The sequence below is a fragment of the Haloimpatiens myeolchijeotgali genome, assembly GCF_042688525.2.
Taxonomy (GTDB): Bacteria; Bacillota; Clostridia; order Clostridiales; family Clostridiaceae; genus Haloimpatiens.
Map to the genome: position 1 here is coordinate 117,514 of NZ_JBHWAB010000002.1, position 22,609 is coordinate 140,122.

Genomic DNA, 22,609 nt, shown 5'->3' on the forward strand with positions numbered 1-22,609 from the left:
GGTGGACTTAGTGATTAACAAAAAAAGAAAAATGAATAAAAAAAGTGTTATCCTTTTTATAATTGCAGTATTAGAAATGATATTATATATTTTTATAAATGAAACTATGTATATAGGAACTTTGAAAAGTTTTGACGAATTATATTTGTATCAATTAATTTCTATACTTATTTTTGAAATTGTGTACAAGCCTAACAATAAAAAAGAAAAAATCAGAAAAGTCTTTTTAAAAATAAATATGTTTCTTTTGATTATTTTACCTGTAATTTTCATGATTACTTTACCTAAGTATTCATATTTTGAAGCTAAAAAAATATTTATAAATAAAAAAGTAAATGATTCTGCTAAGTTTATAGATGTTGAGAATATTACTGAAAAGGATAAATATAAAGATATTCGTAATTCGAATACTATATTATTGAAAGACTCACCATATTTTTTACCAAAAGAATTTTACTTATTTTTTATTGAATACAAAGATCCTAAGAGTAGTAAAGAATATTGTGTGGGGTATATATTTAATAGTTGTACAGGCAAGATTAAACTATTGAATGTACCGCATTGATATTGGCTTTGGATATTTTATCTTTAATTTACTAAATTTATCATAATATATTTAAATATATAAACATTTATATTATAATATATAAAATAAGGGATGCTATTCAACAGCATATAATTTAGATGGTTCAATTTATGGTTCTGATAAGAGTTGTTTTTTATATGAGGAGTGATCATATATGGATAAAATTAAATTATTTTATATAAAAGGTACTAAATTATTAACATTTAGAAAAGAAAGTAGTGATTTTATTTTTCTAGTTAGAAGAATAAAAACATGTTAATTAATGATAAAATTAAACAATTAAACAATATTGCAGTTCCTTTAATAATTCAATCAATCTCTGGTCTAATAATAGGACTTACAGACCAAATGCTTATTGGTAGAATTTCAATTTTTGCCTATAGCTCAGTTGGAATAATAATGTCATTACTTTTTTTTTTAGCTGGTATTATTGGATTTTTAGCTGTTGAATTTAATATATTAGGGTCAAAATCTATTGGTGAAAATAAATATGAGGATTTTGAAGATCATCTTACTTCATCAATCTTACTTAACTCAATGATTGGTATATTATTTTTTGGAATAATTATCTTTTTTGGTAGAATAATTTTAGAAGTTTTTTATGATTTTTCTGGGGAGTTACTAAATGTAGCTTTAAAATATTTTAATATAATGAGTTTATATATGATAATTCAATTGTTAATTTTTACATTTTCATCATATTTTAAAGTTATAAAAAAGACAAAATATATATTGGTTAGTTCTTTAATTGCATCAATTTTAAATGTTATTTTAGATTATATTTTAATTTTTGGTAAACTAGGACTTCCTTCTATGGGTATAGTAGGAGCTGGAATTTCATCAATATTTAGTATGAGTATTAATCTATTAATATATATATACATAGCTAGAAAACATATTAAGTTTAGCTATAAAAAAGTACATAAATACTTTTCAAATATGAAAATACAGCTTATAGAAAGTATCCCTTTAATGGGACAAGAATTACTAGAAGGAAGTATTTTTGTTATATTTATAAATGCTATTCTTGCAAGAATAGGAATAATTGAATTAACATCTTATTTACTAGTTATACAATTTATAAATATTATTTTGATGCCTATGTATATGTATGGCTCTGCAACATTGACCCTTGTCAGTGAAACCTTTGAATCCAGTAATAAAAAGTCACTGACTACATTTACCAAGGAAGGAATAAAAATATCTTTTATAATATACTTATTTTTAGGATTAATTTTGATTTTATTTAGAAATTATTTACCTAAAGTAATTTCTAACAATATGGATGTAATTAATTTTTCAAGTAAATTAATAGTTATTATGGTAATTATCAATTTAATAAATCCTATTCAAACTATTTGTAAATATTCTTTACAAGCCTGTGGTCAAAGCAAATTTGTTTTATATGCTACTTCTATAGTAAATATACTAATATTTATTCTTATTAGTATATTAGTACTATTTTTAAAAATAGGTATGTTGGGATTATTTATAGGATTGTTTTTAAATTATTGCATTCTAGTTATTGTTTATTATAAAAAAATTCAAAAATTATATAGTATTAAACATATAGAAAATGATACATGTATTAATAATTAATTTAATTTTCGCAGGTGAAAAATAGCCGCTACGGGAAATGATATCTTGCTCAGAAATCTTTCACTTCAGTAACAAGTTCTAAGCTTTACTCATATTGAAAAAAGATTTTTTAATTACCTAAGTTTCGTACAAACGAAACTTTAGTAATTTCCATATTATAGTTTCCAAAAAATAAATAGTGGATAATACCAAGCCTTAGAGTATAATTTTCTTACCACAAAAAATTATGAAAGGCAGGTATTATCCATATGAATAATTTTACCTTTACTCAAGACAATTGTAAAGAAGAAACTACTTCCACTTGGTTAATTTCAGTAATGCAATTTGGTTTGAAAATTAATTTTTTTAAGCCACTTGAGAGCTTTAAGCTCAAAATGAAGAAAGTAAAATATTCTGTATATCAAAAGCTTATTACCACTATGATGTCTATAGTTATTGGTTGCGAAACAACTAAGGATATCAATGAAAAGCTTGGAGTAGAAAAACTTACTGCAAATATATTTGATATGGATAGAGTTCCAGATCAATCACAGATTAATTTGTTGCTTACACGTTTTGATTCAGACAGTATAAACCAGCTACAAGATATTCATCATACTTTATTTATAGAGCATAGTAATTCTATTAGCTCACAACATAAAGTAGTCGTAGACTGCGACCAAACAGGATTAATTGCTAATGGTAAAACCTTTGAATTAGCAGAAAAAGGTTACTTTTCTAAAAAGAAAAATCAAAGTGGATATCAATTAGCTGCCGCATTTACAGGTAAGCATTCTGAAACAGTAGCAATGTCTTTAGATTCAGGAAATAGCCACTGTACTGATCATTATGATGACTTATTAAAGTCTATTTTATCTAAATATAGAGAGCAACTTCTTAATGGTAATCTAATATTAAGAACTGACAGTGGCTTTGGTTCATCAGACAATATTGAAAAATTATTGTCAACTCCTAAACTAAAGTTTGTTACAAAAGCATACTCTACTGTTAAAGCTAAAAATCTTGCAAAAAATATACCTTATTCAGAATATATTAAAGCCGATAAAGCTGCTTGGGTATATGAATTTTCAGTAGAGAATGGACTTAGGTATATTATAGTTCAAACATTATCTAAAAAGGGAAATTTAAAATATTCTTTGCTTATAACAAATATAAGTTCTAAAGAAATGAATGCAGTAGAACTATTTCACTTTTATAATGAACGTCAAACTATAGAAGCATTTTTTAAAATGGCTAAAAATGTATACCATATAAAAAACCTAAGAACTAAAAAATTTTTCGGAATCTATGGTTTCTTATGGTTAGTATTTATAACACATAACCTCATAAGTTGTTTTAAGTCTACAGTTCTATATGAAACAGAACTGTATGATGTAGGGGTAGGTGCTTTAGTTAAGAAAGTTGGAAATATAAAAGGTTTTGTCAAAAGAACTAGTAAAGGAATTATAGTTAATATTCCACCATTAACAAAACTATCTAAGATAATTGCTGACGCACTTTCCAGACCACAATATACTCAACTTTCTTTTGATATTTGAGGTTAAAAATGAAATTTTAACTAATGAAATATAATCCAAAATTTCAAATTAATATTTACCTGTTTTTAGTGTTGCCATTTTTAAAATTGGAATATAAAACCAAGAGGCTACGCCTAAAAACTGGGAAATAGCGGAATATTATAACTAATAATACCAGACAAATATATACAAATATAAGTTTTATATTTGTACGAAACTTAGGTAATAAGTAATTTTCTATCAACGACGAGAAATTTCTCGTCGTTCGCAGAAAAATACTTTCTAAATATTTTAATAATTTGATTTAAAATTTATATATTGAAAATAGAGGAATTTAATAAATTTTGTATAATGTATAATATAATAGATATATATACAAAATTTATTATATATGATTTAGGAGCTTACATGAAAATTATAAAATCATCTCAAATATTTTATAAATCATTTAAAAAAAACTTAAAATATTTAATAGGATTATGTTTAATATTTATTTTAGGATCATTTTTTAGCGTATATCCAACAAGACTTTTAGGAGATATAATAAATAATTTATCAAAAAAAAGTCATAACTCATATAATGTAAAATTTCTAATAATTTTATATATCATTATACGGATAATTTATCTGTCATTAAATATTTTTGGCAAGTATTTTCAAGAATATTTATCTAGTAAAATGCAGTATGAACTGAGAACAGATTCTATTTTAAATATTACAAACATAAACATGATAGATTTTAACAATTTACAATCCACTCAATTTGTTACTAGAATTTTTGATGCTATAACTCAGTTAGTAACATCTATTATAAACATTGTTGTTTGGATTGGAAAATCACTGACAACCTTGATGTTTACTTTTTATTTCTTATTCAAAATTGATGTTACAATAACATTAATTTTTATTCCATTAGTATTTTTTATGGCTATTTTTACTAAAAAAATTTCACGTAAGACAAAATTACTCTCAAAAGATGAAGCTGAGAAATCAAGTTATGTAAGAGATTTAGTTCAAGAAATAGTTTCAAGTTTTAGGGAAATAAAGTGTTATCCTTATTGTAAAGAATGGATTTTAAATAAATATAATCAAAAAGAAGATAATTGGAGAAGGTCTAAAGTACGTTTTAATTTCTTATCATCAGCAATTTTTTGGCTTTTAAGTTTTTTTGGAATAGTAGTGGTATCTATTATATTAATTATGGCAATTCAAAAAACTGCTAATAATACGTTAGCAACTGGAGATATAACAGCTTTATTACTTTATTCTGGAAACATATTTGTTAATATAATGGAAGTTTTTAATCAATTCATAAACTTTAAGACATTAGAAGTTGTGATAGAAAGATTTAATGAAATTATGAGTAAATCTACTAGTAAAGAAAAAACGAAATGTATCTTAAATAACTATGATATAGAATTTAAAAATGTTTCATTTTCATATAATGGAACAAATACTATTCTCAATAATATAAATTTAAAGATTCCATTTGGAAAATCTATTAGTATAATTGGAGAAAGTGGTTCTGGTAAAAGTACAATTTTAAAATTAATTTTAGGTTTATATGAGACTACTAGTGGAGAAGTTAAAATAGGAGATATTAATATTAATGATTTATCTAGGGAAGATATAAAAAAAAATATAACTTGCATATTTCAGAATACATTTTTATATAATAGTTCAATTCATGACAATATAGTTTTAGGGAGAGAAGAAAATATTGAGTCTTTAAATGAAGTTTTAGGTTTAAGTTGCTCAACTAATTTTATTAATAAATTTTCAAATAAACTAGATACTATTGTAGGAGAAAGAGGTTCAAATTTATCAGGAGGGCAACAACAAAGACTCGGTATAGCAAGGGGATTTTTAGATGGTGGAAAAATTATATTGTTAGATGAAATTTCAGCAGCATTAGACACAATAACTGAGCAACATATAATTGAAAATATTAAAAAAATTCAAAATAAAACTTTAGTTGTAGTATCACATAAACCAAATATGATTCGTTGGACAGATTATGCCGTAGTTATTGATAATGGTGAAATTGTTGATATAGGAACACATGATGAACTATTAAAAAGATGTCCTCTGTATTTGAAGTTTATGGAAGATGACGATATAGTTACTAATTCTATATAAATAATAATTGTAAATGGGGGTGAAATAAATGAAATTTGTAGCAAAAATTTTAAAAGTTACAAATGTTTCTTTATCTGCAGCTTGTTGTGATGGTGTTTGTGTAAATTGGTGTTAATAACTTCCACTAAAATAACTCTATATTTTTTAATATAGAGTTATTTTAGTGGAAAAATTGGGGGAGTTATTATGGTGCAATTAAATGATAAATTTTATACTACAAAAGATTTAAGGATGAGTGAATGTGTTAATGTTAACTATGAAGATGAACTTGTTTTGCTTACAGATCCAAATTTAAAAAAATGGTTATTAATAAATAGTGGTATGTGTGAAATTATAAAAAAATGTGATGGAAATACTACTGTGTCAGAAATAATAAGTAAATTAAAAAAACAATATCCAAATAATTACAACGAAGAAATGAGTAAAAATATAATACAAGTTTTAAATAGTTTATATAATGAAAATTTAATATTTAGGGGTACAGCCGACATACATGTAAAAATGAGCCACATGCTGGATAAAAATTCCAATATGTGGCTTTTACTATTTTGATTATTATTTTTAGTAATTGGTGAACAATATAAGAAAATTGTGAACTAAATATCAATTGTTTTATTTCATCTGGTAATGGAGTTCGACAAATTGATTGAATCTCCTTAGCCCCTTTAACTTTAGTTCTAACTCAAAATCATTTTTTTTAAATAAAGGTATTCCATGACCTATTAGTGTAGGTGATATAGTAATAATAAATTCGTCAACTAAACTTTCTTTAATAAAAGAATTTAGAAGAACACCACCGCCAACAAGCCATATGTTTCCGCCATCCAGTCTTTTGATTTTATTTGTAAATTCCACTACATCTTGATTAATAAATTCTACATTTTCATTCTTACCTTTTTCTGATTTAGAAAATACATAACACTTTTTATTCTTATAAGGAAATTTACCTTTTTCTTTCTCAATAATCCAGTCATAAGTTCTTCTACCAATTAGAATAGTATCAACTGTGTTGTAGAATTCAGAATATCCATTATCTCCTTCACCTTCAGTTTTAAACAACCATTCCAAGGAATCATCTTCTGTCGCTATGTAACCATCTAAACTTGTTGCAATATATAAAACTAATTTTCTATTGTTGAGCATCTATAAACCTCCATATTTATAAAATTCAATCTAATTTTAAAATATAATTAGTGAACAATATCGTACGACTGCGAAATAACTCTTAAGTAAATTGTACCATTAAAAATAATAGTTTACTATTGTTTAGAGTGGGTTTTGTCGGAAATGTTGGCGCTACCCCTACCTTGTAATGTATAGTTTGTAACCTCTTCATCAAGATTAAATCCAAAAGTAGGATATTTAGGGGTACCTTCTACATCAAATATCCATATAGGATAACAAGATAATATTCCACCATCTACAATGTAGTTATTTTTTAATTTTACTGGTTCAAAGAAAAATGGTATACTCATACTCATTCTTACAGCTTTAGAAATCTCAAATTCCATAGGATCTATTCCATACTTTTTAAGATTATCAGGTAAAATTAACATGGTGCCTGTGCTTACATCAGCAGCAACTATTTTAAGTCTTGATTCTCCATTTATACATACATCTTTAAATTTAGTTTTTCCCTTTGCTTTTAAATGATTATACATCCATTTTTCAAAATAATCTCCACTATAAAGTCCTTTATCCATAAATAAGTTGTATGCATGTGATGATTTTTCTAATATATTACCTGTATCAAATATAGATATGTTTTTATCTAAAAATTTGTTGTAATCTGTATTAACTATTAGTTCTCTTAGTTCTTTTCCAGAATAGCCTACAGCTAAAAGAGAAGCTATTATAGAACCTGCTGATGTTCCAGCACATCTATTTAATTCATATCCTTCTTCTTCAAGTCTACATATTGCCCCTACAAAAGCAACTCCCTTAACTCCTCCTCCTTCAAATACTCCATCATACTTTTTAATATTATTTGCATTTGTCATTAATATCACCCTTTCTAATTAATAATTGTCTTACTGGACAGTTTGTTGTGTCTTACACTTTATACAGATGGTGAGAATTTATATAAAGTATTTTCAGTTTACTTTTTATGATTTTTTACCATCTATATATAATAAGGAGATTTTTAGAGGATGTTTTAGAAAATTTTTTTCTAGAGCGTATTTTTATTGATTAAATGTATTAAGAAATTGGAGTACAATTCACTCTAAATAATAGTAATATATCACGCATAATGGTATTATTTACCTATAAGCTGATTTGTAATTATATTAAAAGGTGAAGTAAATGTTATTTATATAATATACAGATAAATAGTCATTTATGAAGTTAATTTATATTCAAATTATTTATATATAGGAGGTAAAATTTTAATGAAAAAAATCCAAGATTTACTCATGTGTCCTTTATGCAAATGTGACTTGTCTGAAAAATTAGAATGTACGAAATGTGGAAATAAATACTCTTATGAGCACGGCGTTTTTAATGTTGTTTCTCCAAAATTGTCAAGTAATCAGGAGATATTGTGGAAAATAACAGATGATATGATTGAAAACGATATTGAAGCTACAAAACAGAAAGATAATGATAATGCCTCTATTAAAGATTATAATGCACATAAAAATAAAGAAACGCTTGAGGCACAAAAAATGCAGCGTAAGTACATGGACAGCTTGATTGAAGGTTTTTCAGGTACTGTTTGTGACCTTTCTACGGGAATGGGCAGCATGCTTCAAAAAATGCTCAACTCAAATAATAAAAATTTCTCTATTGTTTGCACTGATATAGATAAACACATATTAATGTGGACGAGAAAATTAAAGCAAACAGATAATCATAGAGTATTCTATGTAGCAACTGATGGTAGATATATGTCAATAAAGGATAAAAGCTTCGATTACATTACTTCATTAGCCGCATTTGGAAATATTCCGGAGAGTGATAAGGTTGTAAAAGAATTGTATCGAATACTTAAACCTAATGGCAAAATCATCATTCAAGGCAATTATATTGAAAAAAACAGTAAAAGCTTTGAGCTTGCCCAAAGCAAAGGTCTTGAACGAGGTTTGGTTGAAGAATATTTGATTAATGATTTGAGAAATGCAGGTTTTGAAAATATTATATCAACGGTTGTAGCTAAAGCTGTATGGGCAGAAAATCCATATGATTTAATTCCTGCGGCAGGCGATACTCAGCGTTATTGCATAATTCAAGCTCAACGCGCAAAATGAACATAATATGAATTTGATAGATTCCTTTTTTTCGAGGAACATACATAGATTTGTGTAAATCAAATATATGTATGTTCTCACTTTTAATATTAGTATTTTTATAGTTCTAGCTAGATATTTATCTTTAATATGAACCACTTCATCTAATCATCTTTGTCTTTTTAAAAAGATTTACCATTATTATTTTGTATAAAATCACATATAGCATTTGAAATTTGCTCAATTTGTTTACAATCTATAATATCAGGAGTATCAGTAGGCTTATGAATAAATTTTTTTATATATTCTTGTTCTATATTAATGTTAGGAATTGACTTTTCTTCAAAACTTTTATAATCGCTTACTGATCTTTTTACTTGTGCATCAGAAAACGCGATTTTATTTTTTATCATACAAGCTTTCATACTATCATATAATTTATCAGAAATTTTACTTTTACATTTTATATAATTGAATTTTCCTCTGGTGACAGATACCGTTTTATCACCCTATTTAAGCCTCTTCTTGCTTATCAAAAATATACCAAGTATTATTGACTTTTTTGATAATATATTTTACTGGAATATTCCAAGAACCGCCTATTTCTTTATTATTAGCATCACATACTGAAACAGAATAGATCATATTTAAATATGTTTTTTTTAATATTGTTCTTTTTGAAGTCAATTTTAATTCAAACATATTTATTTTATATGGCTTTTTAAATGTTGAATTACCTCTATATGTTTCAAATGCATTAACTTTATCGAATATTTCTCTCGGCATATGTTTAGATATTTCTTTAGTATAACCATTTGGGGTTATATATGCTTCCTTTATAAAATTATAAAATTCTTGTTTAGTTACTAAATTATGATTAGTATTTTTAATAAAAAAACCAATTGTTAATATACTTAATGCAATTATAATTAATATAAATTTCTTTTTCATATTATTCGCCTCTTTATTTAAATAATATTTAACATATATATTGTAACATTATTTCAAAAATATAAAAAAATAAATTTTAATGAAAAATATTTAAAATATCATAGGAGTATTAACTTTAATACTTTAGAAAATATTTCATATTTTTATACTATAATAGACTTACCTTAAAGACAATAGCAAAACAGAAGTAGCTACATTATGTAGCTAATGTTTTTAAAAACAAAATAATAATTTTTGAAGAAAGGGTTTTGTATATAATGAAAGTAAAATTTTTTAAAAAAGAAATTATTCTTGTTATTTTATGCTTATTATTTTCAAATATATTAGTTGGTTGTTCTATTAATATATGTCTAAATGATTCTGACAATAAGAAAAGCTCTTCAATATCACAGGACGCAAAAAAAGAAATATCAAAAAATTCTTCTAAAAAAGTAAATCCAACTGAAAAATTAGAAAAAGATGAAAATAATAAAAATAGTACTTCTCCACAAACAGCTAAAGTAAACAGTAAAGTTCAATTATATGAAGGTGCCTATTTTGATGATAGCTGCTTTGGAGATCATATCTTGACAACCTTCTATGAAGTTGTTATTTCTAATATAACGGATACTTCTTTTGATTTTACTGTCTATCTAGTAAATGAGCAAACAAAAGACAAAAAAGTTATTTTTCTTACTAATACAGCCGTTTTTACAGGAAATGGAACAGAAGCTGCTTTTTATGGAAAGAATTATACCCTTCATTTTACATTTCCAAACTATCATAATGCATATCCTGTTGTAACAGATATGGAGGTATCTGGATTTGATCCATTGGAAGGTAAAACTTTCGTTAATAACGGAATACCAGGACATGAATTTGGTTAATAAAAGCACCCTAAGGGTGCTTATTTTATATTGTTTTGTCTTTAATTGCATCTATTATAGTATCATTTTTAATAGATTTTGATGAAAATTTATATGAAAGTGCAATACATAAAATCATAATAGCAGTATAAATTAGAATTTCTAAAATTGGGCAAAAGAGCATGAATTCAGTCCAGGTAACTAATGTTATCCTCAACATTAACCAACAAATTAAGAATAAAAATGGAATACTAATGAGAATTGGCCTTATCACAAAGAACATTCCTTCTAGTAATAACATTTTATTTATTCCTTTTGGAGTTAGTCCAGTTGAACGAAATACAGCAAATTCTCTTCTGCGGAGTTTAAGATTATTACTGACAGTAGAAAAAGTATTAACTATTCCAATGGCTCCAATCATTAAAGCTATAGCTAAAACAGTACTTTTCACAGACATTTCTTTAAGTTTTCGATTATTTTGTTCTTCTAATAGGCTCCATATATTAAAATCTTCAGAACCGAGATAATAACTACAAATTTGTGTTAATTTTTTCTTAACTTGAGAACTTGCCTTATCACCAACCACTAAATCAATTTTCATTTTTTTTCTTGAAAGTAAATGTTCAGATTTAAAATTATCAGTTATATCTTTATATACTTTCATAGGTACAATAAATGCTACACTATATCTATTTGAATCCAAATCACATGGTGAAACCTCTGTAACAGCTCCAACTTTTACATTGAAATTATAATCTGTATTCATATAATCTGCAATTTTCTCATTTATAAGCAGCTTATCGTTTTTCTTAACATTTAACATTGGTATTTTTTCTATAGTTTTTGAAGTATTGGACCTATGATATGTACTATCTAATAATACTCCTTTTGGCACTCCTTCTTTATAATATGCCTTAGCATCAGCTCCAATTTTTTTACAATATTTTTCAAATGACATGTTACTCAATCCAACTAAATTCACAATAATCCTATACTTCCCATTTTTATTCAATACATTATATTTATATGAGTTTATACTTGTAAAACCTCCCAATCTAGAAAAAGCAGTAGACTCTTGCTCTGGTTTAACATAGGTTGAAGTACGTATCATTCTGCTAACAACACTATCTTTTACTTCATTAAGACCTAGAATTTTTTTCATCATTTCATCACTTGGTTCATGTGTAATATTTAGATCAAGACTCATATCATAGTAAATTTTTTCTTCATTTCTTGAGATTGCATAATTATATGTAGATGTAATACAAAAATATACAGAAACCAAAATAAAACACATAGAAAGAGATATAATGGCTGTACGAAATTTTCTTTTGTTAGCAGAAAACTGTACTAATGCTAATTCACCTTCTATACCAAATAATTTTTTTATAATTGGATGTGACTTTTGTTTTTTAGATTTCATTTTATTATCATTTTGCCTTATTGATTCAATAGGTGGTACTTTTGCAACCTTTCTTGCAGGAATATAAGCAGAAACTAAAACGGTAATAAGTGAAATAATGATAGCAAAAGAAATTACATACCAAGAAAAAGAAATTTCTATATTACTATAATCTTCTATACCACTAAGAATTCCATTTATTTTTGAAACTACAACATTACTAAATATATATCCTATAATTATTCCAATTGGTATCTGAGGAATACACAGTAATAGCCCTTCATATAAAACTGAATATTTAATTTGCTTTGGTGTTGCGCCTAAGCTTTTTAAAATACCAAGTTCTTTTATTCTACTATTAGCAGATAATGAAAAAGCATTATAAATAATGATAATAAATGTACCCATAACCAGTAAAAGCATTGCTATTATCATTATTGGTAATATTAAACAAGTAATATCCATCTCATTTTTGTCTTTAATTGCATATAAATTTAGCAATTGTTTATTATAAACAATACAATATTTGCCGTATTCATCTTTTTTGAATCCAATGGATTTTGCAATTTTAGGCAATGTTTTATAAATTTTACGAGGATTTTGCATATTAATATAAACAGTTAATTCATCATTAGGCTTGATGCGTGAACGCTCTAAGTACCCCATTGCAATATACCCAGGATATGCAGAAACACCTGAAACATCTAACTTACCTACTATAGTATAAGTATTTTTTCCAGTTGATTTGAAATACTCTCCTTTTCTTTTCTGAGAATTAGTTTCAATTAATTTGTCCCCAAGCATTCGATTTCCAATAGGAAGAACTACTTTATCGCCTATTTTATATGAAGGATTATCCTCAAAAAATACTTTGGATACTACAATTTCTCCATAAGCTTTAGGTAATCTACCTTCCATAAGTGTATTTTTTAAGCTCATTTCATTCCAAAAATTTGAGTCTGCATCTCTCATTAATAGATAGGAACGTTTAGTATTTGAAAGTTTTGCAGTGACCCACTGTCCTTTTATCATAGTCATTTTGACTTCTGGATTTTCATTAATATATTTTATCTTATCTCCAGAAACGGACTCCCTTAGCTCTCCATGCCAATAACCTGTATTTTTAATTACTGTTTTCACTTTAGCCTTCCATATAGTATGTCCAAATATGCATAATGAACATAAAAGTGCTGAGGCAATTGAAATAGCAATCATTATAGAGATTGTATGTCTCTTATTATTTTTCAAATGATGAAATGTGTATTCATTAATTATATTCATTTATTAATCACCTCATCTGAAGAAATTCTCCCATCCTCTATAGTAATCATTCTATCTGCCTCTAAAGCAATTTTTTCATCATGAGTAATAAGCACAATAGTCTGCTTATATTTTTTATTTGAGAGTTTTAACATCTCAAGAACTCCTTCAGAGTTTTTTCTGTCAAGATTTCCTGTTGGTTCATCTGCTAGAATAATTGATGGTTGATAAATTAAAGAACGTCCAATAGCAACCCTTTGCTGCTGACCACCTGAAAGCTGATTTGGTAAATGATTAAGTCTATTCTCTAAACCAAGCATTTTTACAATCTCATCAAAGTGTTCTTTTTTCGGTTTTCTACCATCTAATAACATTGGCAGTAATATATTTTTTTCAACGTTAAGAGTAGGAATAAGATTGTAAAACTGATAAATTAGTCCTACTTTTCGACGGCGAAATAAAGCAAGTTGTGTCTCATTCAACGATACAATATCAGTATCTTCAATATATACTTTTCCTTTTGTAGGTCGATCTACTCCACCCAGCATATGTAAAAGTGTAGATTTTCCTGAGCCACTTGCTCCTATAATTGAAACAAATTCTCCTTTATTTATACTTAGGCTCAAATTATCAAGTGCAGTAACCTTTGTGTTTCCCTTTCCATAAATTTTTGTTAGATCTTCAGTTCGTAATATTTCCAAGTTATTTTCCCCTTTCTTTAATAAAGGCTATTTCCATAATATTTAACATTTTAGTCCTTATTTTTTTCTTTTGAACCTAATTATATATTGGTTAAGTGACATCTCGGTGACATTATTTATAGTTAATTTGAATAAAACTTAACTGTAAATCGAGCTCCCCCATTTTTTTATTTTCTGCTCGAATTTCACCGTTTTGTTTTTTAACTATAGATTGAGCAAGAGCAAGTCCAATTCCTACACTATCTTTAGCTGAATTTTTGCCTTTGTAAAATCTAGTAAATAAGTGAGGTATATCTTTCTTATCAAATCCTTCTCCATTATCTTCAATAGTAATTTGTGTGTAAATAGGGTTTTTTTCATACATTATTGATATTTCTCCTCCACAGGGTGTATGTTCCACACAGTTTTTAACTACATTTAGGATGACTTCACTGTTCCAATGAAAATCTCCCGTAAAAACTATATCACTATTCTCTTCAATAAAAAGTTGTTGCTCCTTTCTTTCAATCATTATGATTAATGGCTCAATAGCAGTACATATGAGTTCATAAACATTAATACATTTACGCTCTAATGTTAGAACCCCTGCATCCAATTTAGAAAGTATTAAAAGTGACGAAACCAAATGATTAAGGCGATATATTTGAGCTGAAATACGCTCAATATATAAAGCATCCTCTTTGTTTATAGTACTGTCTTCTAATAATTCAATCATAAGTGACATAGAAGTAAGTGGTGTTTTCATTTGGTGTGATATATCTGCAAGGTAATTAGTTAAGTTTTCTTTTTCTTTCCTTTCTTTTTCTCGTTTTTCTCTAAGCATCACAACTGTTTTATATAATTCATCTTCTAAGATAGAGAATTCGTCTTCTTTCTTTTCAGGTTTGATCCTATAATTTCCTTCGTTGATAGCACAAAGATATTCTGCAAGATTATCGATACGTTTACGCTTTATATGATTTAGCCATATCAAAGATATTCCAAAACAAAAAAGAGTAAAGTAATCAAAAGCAAAATACCAACCACAACTATATAAAAACTTCTGTGATTATAAAAACTATATAAAGATCCTTCACTATATCCATATTGCTCTAATATTTTTTTACCTTTATTAATTTCTGTTATACTATTAGTTTTTAAAGATGATACCAATGTTTGTTCAATATTAGGATTAGCCTTAACACCAACAGATATAAGTTGTGCAGTTTTTTTATAAAAAAGCTTCTCTGTGTTTTTAAAAATAAAATTTCCAAGTATAATACAAAAAAATGTTATACATAAAAAACTAATAATTATATATATAGTTATTTTCTTTTTATTCATATCTTTTTACTCCTCTAACCTATAGCCTATTCCTCTTACAGTTTTAATAATTATATGATTTTTAAGTTTTTGGCGAAGACGCTTCATGGCTACTGATAATGTATTGTCATTTACAAATTCTCCATTGATATCCCACAACTTTTCCAATAAAACCTCTCGTGTTAAAGTACGGTTTTTATTTTCTAGTAGTTGTTGTAACAGTTTATATTCACCAGTTGTCAATTTCATTTCAACATTATTTTTATATACCTTTGTTTGTGACTTAATCATTTTAATATCCCCACACCATAGAACATCTTCTTGCATCTGTTGTTTCGCAGTTCTTCGTAAAACAGCAGATATACGAGAGTGCAAAACGCTTAATTTAAAAGGCTTGGTTATGTAATCATCTCCTCCCATATCTAGTCCTTTTACAATATCGCATTCTTCATCTCTTACAGTAAGAAAAATAATTGGAATGTCCTTAATTTCTTTTACATAACGGCAAAAATCAAAACCTGAACCATCTGGTAAATTTAAATCCAGTAATATTATGTCAATATCTGTTTTAAAAAGCTCTCTTGCTTTTTCTAAATTTTCTGCATGGATAACCGTATAACTATTTTTCAATAGAAATGATTTTATACCCAAAGTAATTGTTTCATCATCCTCAATCAAAAAAACCTTAATCATTTGCTAACCTCCTTAACTTTACTGCTTAATGCCTAAAAACTACTTACCAATATTGTTATAATCATATATCTACGTACACTACTATAATTAGCTGTTTACTTTACATCTAATATTTTAGGACACTTGGTTGTAGAAACAATTCTAACAAAAACTTACACTTCTAATTTTTTATCGTACTTATTAATAGATATAGCTATAACAATAATGCCAAGAACTATATGAATAATTCCACCTATCCATATACTTTTATCGTTATAAAGTAGTATTTTATTAAAAACACCACTGATAAATCCTATAGAAAATATAGGTTTGGAAATATTTATACTTGTAAATGTTATTATTAAAAATGTTATAAGTACTAATATAAATTTTCTTAACATAACCCAAAGAAAAATAATAAATGTAATACAGAAAAATAATCTCATAGAAAATATACCTAAATATCTAAAAAAATATAGCCAAGCATAATTGCCAGAATAAATCTCAGTTAAAATTATAACCTTTAGATTTCCTAATAACATAATTATCATAGTTAAACAAAAATAAGCTATAGATTGAGATAAAAAAAATAATTTTCTATTTTCTAACTTAACAATAAGCACATTAGGAATAAATTTCATTGTTGAATCATTCATTGTTACAGCCATAAGGAGAGGTAATGAAAAAAAGATATCCATCATTTGAGTATTGAAAGTCATAAATAATATACTTAAATCTCCATTATATAATTTTATAGGACACTTTATTCCAACAATAAGAAACATAAAAATAATATATACCCATGTAAACTTATGCTTTAATATATTTCTTAAGTCTGTTTTTACTAAAGTATAAAGTTCTTTCATTTCACATTCCCTCCCTTATACTCGTATAAAATATTAGGGTAGATTTTGTTAACTAGATTATAAAATTCCTCTTGTGTTTTAGGTTTATTTTCAATTATGCATAAAGTATATATATCCTTTAATTTATCAGGATGTTTTTCTATTATATAATTTATAAATTTATCTATACTTTTTCCATATTCCTTAGATATAAGTGAATAATATCTCTTTCTTTCTATATGTTTTGATTTTGCTTTATTTATATCGTAATCTGTAAAAATATTATATTTATTACTAATAATAGTTTTATATTGAAGTTCATATTTTACACATTCAATAATATCCTGTTGAATATTTGTATAGTTTGATTTTGTTTGTATAATAGCTGGTGTTAGCTCTGCTAAAAATAGCCTTAATTTAAAGTTGTTCACAGCAGATGGTAACATATTTATCTGCAATATATTATTCTTATTTGGTGTAACTGCTGAAACTTTATCATAGAAAAAATATACTTCCTTTGTTATATTAACTTTATAAAAAGGTATAGGTAGATTAAATTCTTTAATTTTATCTTGAAATGAATAAACTATTCTTCCAATTTTATTTGCCAATTTAGGATTTATTTTTCTATATTTAATTTCATTGTTTTCTATTTTTAAAGTTGAATATGGAGTATTTTTTATTTCCTTTCTCATATTAACATCATTATAAAAATTTCCACCAATTATCAATAGAGCAGTAATACTTAATACAATTGTAAATTTAACTGCTGTTTTATTTTTACCATAAATTAATATAGAAAGAGCAATAAATAAAATTGCAAATCCTAATAACCCAATTAAATTTGACCAATATAAGTTCTTAATATCATTTAATTGTAACAAAACTGAAAGGTATCTTATATTCTCTTGTCTAAGGTAATAACTACCTCCTGTTAGAAGAACAAAATAACCAAATATTATAGAAATACCAGCTAAGTGATTTTTTACAAAACTACCTATTAAAACTCCAATAGAATTTGCATATAGATAATCAATTAATGCAATTATAATAGCTATTTTTATGCTTGCATTAAATCTTATCATTAAAATTATAACTAGAAGTGGTAAAATATATAATGAACTCAAAATACAAGTTGAAAACATAGATAAAATTAGGGAGGTTTTACTTAAATGACTTGTTAAAAGTAGATCCTCCACATTATTTCTTTTGTGAAGTGATAGCATTTGGTAACCTAATGTAGCAACATATAATAATAAAGATACAAAAGCATACTCTGGAAAAGCAAATAAACTAAAAAATACAATTACTAAAAATATTATATATTTGAACTTTCCTAAATCTTCAATGTTACTAATCTTAATCCATTTTTTTATACATTCACTCATTTTTCTCCTCCTCTACTTTTCAAGAAAGAAATATAGAAATAGGCATCTTCAAGTGTTGGTATAACTAATTTAGCTTTTTTATAACCTTCTTTTAAATTTTCACAAATAAATCTTACTTCAACTTTATTATTTAGCCTTTGAATAGATACAACTTGTAATTCTTTTGATAGTTGTTTAAGTTCATTATCCTCAATTTCTATTACATAAACCATGTCAGTTACTTTTTCTACTAACTTAGCTATTGCCCCTTCATATAAAAGCTTTCCCTTTTTTAATATTGCTAAGTTTTCACAGGAACTTGAAATGTCCGATACAATATGAGTGGATAATAGTATAATTCTATCTTTTCCTAGTTCATTTATAAGGTTACGAAATGTCAGCCTCTCCTTAGGATCTAATCCAACTGTTGGCTCATCTAAAATTATAATTTTAGGATTAGAAAGTAAACTTTGTGCAATGCCAAGCCGTTGTTTCATACCACCAGAGAGATGTTTGACTTTAGTTTTTTTATTTTCTATAAGGTTTGTTTTTTCTAACAAATCAAGAATTTCCTTTTCTCTTTTTTTACCAATTGGAAGTTTTTTTAATGCTGCTAAATAGTCCATGGCATCATAAACAGAGATATTAGGAAAGAAATCAAAATGCTGTGGTAGATAACCTAATATTTTTCTTACTTCCTCATCTTCCTTAGGTAAAGAATGATTAAAAATTTTTATTTCACCAGAATCATAAGGTATTAATGTAGTAAGAATTTTCATTAATGTGGATTTACCAGCACCATTTTCACCTAATAGTCCATATACTCCATTATTAATGTTTAAAGATAAATTCTTTAAAACTTGTTTTTTTCCATAACTTTTATTAAGATTTGTTATTTGTATCATAAAACTATCCCCTTTTTATTTTATCTAATAACTATCTACTTCAATATATATTTAACCTCTCAATAAATATCATAAATTAAATGTCTTAAATAAACTTGAAAAATTCCTTAAAAATTCCTTAAATTATCATAAAAGCACCCCAGGGGTGCTTATTTTTGAAAATATGTAAAAATAATACAATATAATTTTGGATGAGTTAAAGAAATCGATTATGATATAATACTAATGTATAAAAAATGTTTATTTTGGAATTTTATAATCAAATATATAACAAGAAATGGTAATTAAGATATCAACTTAGAGTCGTTTCTAAGTATTGCATATTTATAGATATAATTTTACAAAATGATATGAGGGATAATATGAAATCAATAGTTGATAAAATAGATATAGAAGAAAAAGAAATTGATCATGAACTTAATTATGATATTAAACATAAAGAAATAGAAAACACAGAGTTTTTAGTTAACAATAAATTAATATCAAATTCAGAAAAAGGGAATTTATTGAATGAGCTTAAAAAATGTTTAAATGAATGCAAAAAATTCTACTTTAGTGTAGCGTTCATAAACTTTAGTGGACTACAACTTTTATTAGATACATTCAAAGAACTTAATGATAAAAAGGTTAGTGGAAAAATAATAACATCAACTTATCTCAATTTTACTGAACCTAAGGCACTTGAGCGCATAAAAAGGTTTAGCAATATTGATTTGAAGGTTTTTGTTGCAACTAAAGAAAAGGGGTTTCACACTAAAGCATATATATTTGAAAATAAAGAAGAATATAAGATAATAATTGGATCCTCTAATATAACGCAAAGAGCTTTAAAAAGTAATGTGGAATGGAACGTAAGAGTTGTTTCAAAAAAAGATGACAACTTTGTTTTAGAGGTTTTAGAAGAGTATTTAAGAATATGGGAAGTAACTACTGATGTAAATAATGATTTTTTAAATAGTTATAGTAGTTTCTTAAGAGAACTTAAAAAGACTGAGAAAAATAAAACATTAGAGTTTAGTAATTATGAATTAATAAAACCTAATTATATGCAAAAAAAGGCTATGGAGAATTTAGATAGGTTAAGAAGATTAGGACAAAACAAAGCATTAGTTATTGCAGCTACAGGTACAGGGAAAACATATATGTCAGCATTTGATGTTATAAATATTAATCCTAAAAAAATGCTTTTTTTGGTGCATCGAGAAGAAATATTAAAAAGTGCAGAAAAAACTTTTAAAAAATTAGTAAAAAATAAAAGTAAAACAACAGGACTTTTAACTGGTACAAGCAAAGAAATAAAATCTGATTATTTATTTTCCACTATACAATCAATGACCAATGAGCTTAAAAATTTTAAAAAGGATGAATTTGAATATATTATTATAGATGAAGCACATCACATTGCTAGTTCTTCTTATAGAAGAATTATGGATTATTTTAAACCTAAGTTTTTACTTGGAATGACTGCTACACCAGAAAGATGTGATGGAGAAAATATATTTGATGTCTTTGATGATAATATAGCTTTAGAAGTACGTCTTAGAGAAGCATTAGAAGAAGAGTTAGTTGTTCCCTTTCATTATTTCGGGATAACAGATATTGAACGTATTGATTTAAGTGATGTAAAGCTGCAGGATATAGATGAAGTGGTTAAAAGATTAAAGGTTAATGAGAGAGTGGATTTTATAATAGAAAAAATGAATTTCTATGGTCATGATGGAGATAAACTGAAGTGTATAGGATTTTGTGCAAGTATTGAACATGCTAAATATATGTCAGATGAATTTAATAAAAGAGGAATAAAAAGTATATATTTAACAGGACAAAATTCTTCTTCAGAAAGACAAAAATATATAAATAAATTAGAAGATGATAAAGACAATTTAAAAGTTATATTTACAGTAGATATTTTTAATGAAGGTGTTGATATACCTTCTATCAATTTGGTTCTAATGCTTAGACCAACAAGTTCTCCTATTGTATTTATACAACAATTAGGTAGAGGACTTAGAAAGCATAATGAGAAAACTTTTTTAACGGTATTAGATTTTATAGGAAATCATAAAAAAGCATTTTTGATAGCTATAGCTTTAAACGGGGCAAGATATTATGATAAAGATAGTTTAAAGGTAACCGTAGCAACTCAGTTTGGTAATATACCAGGATGTACAAATATTCAAATGGATAAAATCGCTCAAGATAGAATATTAGAACAACTAAATGAAGAAAATTTTAATTCTATGAAATATTTAAAAGAAGAATATTTAGAGTTTAAGAAAATGAATGGAGGAAAAGTACCGTATTTTCTTACGGATTATATAAAATATGATGGGGCGCCAGATCCTTTAAAGTTTTTAAATAAGGCAAAAACCTATCTTGATTTTGTACTTAAAATGGAAAAAGATAAAGAACTGGATAAAATACTTAAAGACGAGGTTTTCTCTAAAATTTTAAAGGAGCTTACAGATAAGTTGCCCATAAAAAGAGTATATGAATTTAGTATAATAAAATATCTTTTACAACATGAAAAAATAACATTAAGTAAGGCTAAGGATGAAATACTAAAATATATTAAAAAGGTAGATGAAGAAAGCATTGTTCATACTTTTAAGTGTTTAAATCAAAATTATTATGACTCATCTCAAATAAAAAGGTATATTAAATGTTTTGATATTAAAGGAGATGTTTTAAGTTCTACTTGGGAGTTTAAAAAAGTAGTATATAATAAAGAATATAGATGTTATATTGAAGATATTATAAATTACGCTCTTATGAGATATGAAAAAGAGTTTTCAAGTGACTATTATGGAGTACCATTCTTTAAATTATATAATCAATATGATATGGTGGATGCAGCACTACTTTCAAATTATACTAAAATTCACAGTTCATTTAGAGGTAGTGGACTTATAACAAATGGAAAAGAATACTTTCTTTTTGTAGATTTACATAAGGAAGAAGGCATTAAAGAAAGTATCAATTATAAAGATAAATTTATAGATAATAAACATTTTCAGTGGCAAAGTCCTAATAATACATCACAAGATTCTGAGAGAGGAAAAAATATTATACATAATAAAGAAAGAAATGTTAATTTGCATATTTTTTTAAGAAAATATAAAAAAATTGATGGGATTATTCAATCTTATATTTATATAGGAAAAGGTGATGTAATAAAGTATAGAGGGGAAAAACCTATAACAGTAATTTTGAAACTAAACAATAAAATGCCACAAAGTTTATATACTGAGTTCATTAAAAAGGTATAGCAACAATTTTATATTAGTGGGG

At 25.9% G+C, this 22,609-nt stretch carries 20 protein-coding genes; 8 read left to right on the forward strand and 12 right to left on the reverse strand.

Translation table 11 applies throughout. The features are described from left to right. Positions 1-31: 31 nt before the first annotated feature. From ACFIJ5_RS18405 to ACFIJ5_RS18425, 5 genes are all read left to right on the forward strand, one after another. Positions 32-565 carry a hypothetical protein gene (locus ACFIJ5_RS18405; protein WP_379809740.1) on the forward strand — a complete coding sequence of 178 codons (534 nt, stop codon included), beginning with the start codon at positions 32-34 and terminating at the stop codon, positions 563-565. A gap of 273 nt (positions 566-838) precedes the next feature. Continuing rightward, positions 839-2,185 carry an MATE family efflux transporter gene (locus ACFIJ5_RS18410; RefSeq protein WP_379809741.1) on the forward strand — a complete coding sequence of 449 codons (1,347 nt, stop codon included), beginning with the start codon at positions 839-841 and terminating at the stop codon, positions 2,183-2,185. A 248-nt stretch (positions 2,186-2,433) separates the two neighbouring features. After that, positions 2,434-3,723, forward strand: a complete 1,290-nt coding sequence (locus ACFIJ5_RS18415; RefSeq protein ID WP_379804162.1) for a transposase — start codon at positions 2,434-2,436, stop codon at positions 3,721-3,723. A gap of 330 nt (positions 3,724-4,053) precedes the next feature. After that, on the forward strand, positions 4,054-5,841 hold the full coding sequence (locus ACFIJ5_RS18420) for an ABC transporter ATP-binding protein (RefSeq protein WP_379809742.1): 1,788 nt from the start codon (positions 4,054-4,056) through the stop codon (positions 5,839-5,841). 186 nt (positions 5,842-6,027) lie between these two features. Continuing rightward, complete coding sequence (locus tag ACFIJ5_RS18425) at positions 6,028-6,393, forward strand: PqqD family peptide modification chaperone (protein WP_379809743.1); 366 nt, start codon at positions 6,028-6,030, stop codon at positions 6,391-6,393. 60 nt (positions 6,394-6,453) lie between these two features. On the opposite strand, the gene ACFIJ5_RS18430 is transcribed toward ACFIJ5_RS18425, so the two are convergent. Continuing rightward, positions 6,454-6,984, reverse strand: coding sequence for a dihydrofolate reductase family protein (locus ACFIJ5_RS18430; RefSeq protein WP_379809744.1), 531 nt, complete (start codon positions 6,982-6,984; stop codon positions 6,454-6,456). Positions 6,985-7,100: 116 nt separating this feature from the next. Next, the gene (locus ACFIJ5_RS18435) at positions 7,101-7,841 is read right to left on the reverse strand and encodes a patatin-like phospholipase family protein (RefSeq protein WP_379809745.1); all 741 of its coding nucleotides are present in this window, start codon (positions 7,839-7,841) and stop codon (positions 7,101-7,103) included. A 390-nt stretch (positions 7,842-8,231) separates the two neighbouring features. Here ACFIJ5_RS18435 and ACFIJ5_RS18440 point away from each other — a divergent pair, with 390 nt between their 5' ends. After that, on the forward strand, positions 8,232-9,089 hold the full coding sequence (locus ACFIJ5_RS18440; protein ID WP_379809746.1) for a class I SAM-dependent methyltransferase: 858 nt from the start codon (positions 8,232-8,234) through the stop codon (positions 9,087-9,089). A 161-nt stretch (positions 9,090-9,250) separates the two neighbouring features. Here ACFIJ5_RS18440 and ACFIJ5_RS18445 read toward each other — a convergent pair whose 3' ends face one another. Both ACFIJ5_RS18445 and ACFIJ5_RS18450 read right to left on the reverse strand, forming a co-directional pair. Further along, positions 9,251-9,481 carry a M28 family peptidase gene (locus ACFIJ5_RS18445; protein WP_404661526.1) on the reverse strand — a complete coding sequence of 77 codons (231 nt, stop codon included), beginning with the start codon at positions 9,479-9,481 and terminating at the stop codon, positions 9,251-9,253. Positions 9,482-9,581: 100 nt separating this feature from the next. After that, complete coding sequence (locus ACFIJ5_RS18450) at positions 9,582-10,019, reverse strand: hypothetical protein (RefSeq protein ID WP_379809747.1); 438 nt, start codon at positions 10,017-10,019, stop codon at positions 9,582-9,584. 257 nt (positions 10,020-10,276) lie between these two features. Between ACFIJ5_RS18450 and ACFIJ5_RS18455 the strand changes: the two genes are divergently transcribed. Further along, on the forward strand, positions 10,277-10,885 hold the full coding sequence (locus tag ACFIJ5_RS18455) for a hypothetical protein (protein WP_379809748.1): 609 nt from the start codon (positions 10,277-10,279) through the stop codon (positions 10,883-10,885). Positions 10,886-10,910: 25 nt separating this feature from the next. On the opposite strand, the gene ACFIJ5_RS18460 is transcribed toward ACFIJ5_RS18455, so the two are convergent. The 8 genes from ACFIJ5_RS18460 to ACFIJ5_RS18495 form a co-directional block, all read right to left on the reverse strand. Then, positions 10,911-13,547 (reverse strand): ABC transporter permease, encoded by a 2,637-nt coding sequence (locus tag ACFIJ5_RS18460; protein WP_379809749.1) that lies wholly within the window; start codon positions 13,545-13,547, stop codon positions 10,911-10,913. Continuing rightward, complete coding sequence (locus ACFIJ5_RS18465; RefSeq protein WP_379809750.1) at positions 13,544-14,227, reverse strand: ABC transporter ATP-binding protein; 684 nt, start codon at positions 14,225-14,227, stop codon at positions 13,544-13,546. The genes ACFIJ5_RS18460 and ACFIJ5_RS18465 overlap by 4 nt, the downstream gene beginning before the upstream one ends. Positions 14,228-14,339: 112 nt before the next feature. Beyond that, entirely contained in the window at positions 14,340-15,200 is an 861-nt protein-coding gene (locus ACFIJ5_RS18470) for a sensor histidine kinase (RefSeq protein WP_379809751.1), read from the reverse strand. After that, entirely contained in the window at positions 15,197-15,550 is a 354-nt protein-coding gene (locus ACFIJ5_RS18475) for a hypothetical protein (RefSeq protein WP_379809752.1), read from the reverse strand. The genes ACFIJ5_RS18470 and ACFIJ5_RS18475 overlap by 4 nt, the downstream gene beginning before the upstream one ends. A 6-nt stretch (positions 15,551-15,556) precedes the next feature. Continuing rightward, positions 15,557-16,222: a response regulator transcription factor gene (locus ACFIJ5_RS18480; protein WP_379809753.1), complete on the reverse strand. Its 666-nt coding sequence runs from the start codon at positions 16,220-16,222 to the stop codon at positions 15,557-15,559. Between the two features lie 152 nt (positions 16,223-16,374). Continuing rightward, entirely contained in the window at positions 16,375-17,067 is a 693-nt protein-coding gene (locus ACFIJ5_RS18485; protein ID WP_379809754.1) for a hypothetical protein, read from the reverse strand. Next, positions 17,064-18,434 carry a hypothetical protein gene (locus ACFIJ5_RS18490; protein ID WP_379809755.1) on the reverse strand — a complete coding sequence of 457 codons (1,371 nt, stop codon included), beginning with the start codon at positions 18,432-18,434 and terminating at the stop codon, positions 17,064-17,066. The genes ACFIJ5_RS18485 and ACFIJ5_RS18490 overlap by 4 nt, the downstream gene beginning before the upstream one ends. After that, positions 18,431-19,318 (reverse strand): ABC transporter ATP-binding protein, encoded by an 888-nt coding sequence (locus ACFIJ5_RS18495; protein WP_379809756.1) that lies wholly within the window; start codon positions 19,316-19,318, stop codon positions 18,431-18,433. Before ACFIJ5_RS18495 ends, ACFIJ5_RS18490 begins: the two co-directional genes overlap by 4 nt. Before the next feature lie 362 nt (positions 19,319-19,680). On the opposite strand from ACFIJ5_RS18495, the gene ACFIJ5_RS18500 reads away from it, so the two are divergent. Beyond that, positions 19,681-22,587 carry a DEAD/DEAH box helicase gene (locus ACFIJ5_RS18500; RefSeq protein WP_379809757.1) on the forward strand — a complete coding sequence of 969 codons (2,907 nt, stop codon included), beginning with the start codon at positions 19,681-19,683 and terminating at the stop codon, positions 22,585-22,587. The last annotated feature ends 22 nt before the right edge of the window (positions 22,588-22,609 follow it).